Below are 2,033 nucleotides of genomic sequence, written 5' to 3'. Positions count from 1 at the left end.
GGCGAAATGTTAGGTTAGTGGGGGCGAAATGTTAGGTTAGTGGGGGCGAAATGTTAGGTTAGTGGGGGCGAAATGTTAGGTTAGTGGGGGCGAAATGTTAGGTGGTAATCAAGATATGCTTGACTTAATAAGTGGGGGTAAGTAGCATTGAAAATACCACCACATAATAGAAGAATAGTGATTTTAGATGGCTGTATCATTAAAGAAAATTAAAAATTTTGAGGAACATGACAAATCTCTTTTTCCTCTTTCAGCACCTGCCAAACGTTATCCAAAAGACTATGCTGTCTTTCAAAATATTTTCTGGCAATTGAAGCATGAGAAATCACCAAAAGACGATATTCTAAAATTGCTATTCTTTTTTAGCCCTAAAGTTCGGCTAGCATCAGATCCCAATGAAACAACAGAATTCACTGTAACAGCTAAAGAATATGCTGAATTGACGGGCTTAAAGCCAAGCAGTGCTTATGTAGCCTTAAACCGAGTAGTAGATGCTCTCTACGACCACAGTGTAGTTTTTTATCATCCTGGAAAAGATCGAGATATTCGAACAAGACTCATTAGTACATGCTCATACAAGGATGGATGTTTTTATATTTCTTTCACGCATTTTGCCCTATACATTATGTATGTTTTTAATAAACAAAATTCGTATACAAAATTTAAAGTTAAATCGGCTGTTGCCTTACATGGTCACGGTTTAAAACTTTACCCATTCTTGGTACAAAATGAATTTCGGTCTAATTTCGATGTATCCATCAAAGAATTAAAAAGTGCTTTAGGTCTGGCAGAAAATTCATACCCAGAATATAGAGATTTCAAAAGTACTATTCTTAAACCCCACATTGATGACATTAACTCTAAAACAGAACTTACTATTGAGTTTAAAGCAGTCAAGAAAGAAGGACGCAAAGCTAGTCATGTTAATTTTATAGTTAGAAAAAAGAAAACTATTGGAGCTAATCAACAAAGTGAAACTGGTAGTAACCAAGAGCAAAATAAAATAACTGCAAAAATGGTTTATTTAACGATAATTCAAAGTGAAGAATTGAGCTTGAGATTCAAAGAATCTGGTGAGACTACAGACGAATTAGTAGAAAGAATAAAAATTGATTTTAAAAATAACGAAGGTAATAGATGGATTGAAAAACTAGCAGAATTCAATATCGACTTTACTATTGAACAAAAAGTTTGAAAAATTGCTGCTATACCTAGAAAAGTACGATTTAATTCAAAATAAGATATATGTTCAGCTAAGATGTTCAGATGAACATGCTTAAACACGCGCTGAGGGATTACATTGAACAAAACAAAATTTAGCATAATGGACGCAAGTAAAGCTTTTAAAAAATCAAGAACAACAATCTATGAATCTATAAAAAGTGGTGAATTATCAAGAGATCATGATGGACTTATAGACTTATCGGAACTTATCAGAGTTTATGGCAATCCAGTCAGTGTTCAGTCCAGTACACGTACTGAACAAGTCCAGAAGGATGTACAGGTACACGTTCAGTCTGAAATTGAAAATGTATTAAAAGATCAAATTTCTTTACTCAAAAATCAGTTAGATTTAGCAAATCAAAGAGAAAAGTCTTTGATGCAACATATTGAAGATCTCACTCATAGAATTGAGTTTAAAGGCACCTTAGAACAGCCAAAACAAGAAAATACTAGTAAGCTAAATGAATCTACTAATCTAAATATAGCAACAGATCCTCGGCCAGAGATTGAGTCGAACTATGACGCATTGACTACTTTTGGGGAAGACAACAAGCGTATACCTATTCCTGAACACGTTGAACCGGAACCTAAAAAAAGGGGATTATTGGGCCGTTTAGCTCGGGCAGTTTTTACAGATGAGTAAGGTTTTATTGTTATTTTTAGCTAAACAAAAGTGTGGAACATTGCTTACTTATTAAGCGTGGAACGTGAAAAGTCATAAAAAAAGCCCAATCGGGTGTGATTGGGCTATAAACTAGAAACTACAGCATTGATTTCTAAGGAAAATTATAACACATTTCGTATAAGGT

At 34.1% G+C, this 2,033-nt stretch carries 2 protein-coding genes; both read left to right on the top strand.

Annotated elements, in window-relative coordinates:
- Positions 1–187 precede the first annotated feature (187 nt).
- A complete protein-coding gene (locus tag FTV32_RS16735) occupies positions 188–1,195 on the top strand; it encodes a replication initiation protein (RefSeq protein WP_004967300.1) in 1,008 nt (335 codons plus the stop codon).
- 105 nt (positions 1,196–1,300) lie between these two features.
- Positions 1,301–1,867, top strand: a complete 567-nt coding sequence (locus tag FTV32_RS16730; RefSeq protein WP_225531289.1) for a plasmid replication DNA-binding protein — start codon at positions 1,301–1,303, stop codon at positions 1,865–1,867.
- The last annotated feature ends 166 nt before the right edge of the window (positions 1,868–2,033 follow it).

The sequence above is a fragment of the Acinetobacter sp. YH16032 genome (genome assembly GCF_013417345.1).
In the GTDB taxonomy this organism is placed as follows: domain Bacteria; phylum Pseudomonadota; class Gammaproteobacteria; order Pseudomonadales; family Moraxellaceae; genus Acinetobacter.
This window is presented reverse-complemented; position numbering and strand designations above follow the sequence as displayed.

What these genes read in the sequence shown, in the direction of transcription:
- FTV32_RS16735 (WP_004967300.1), top strand. Translation starts at nt 188, where the DNA reads ATGGCTGTATCATTAAAGAAAATTAAAAATTTTGAGGAACATGACAAA.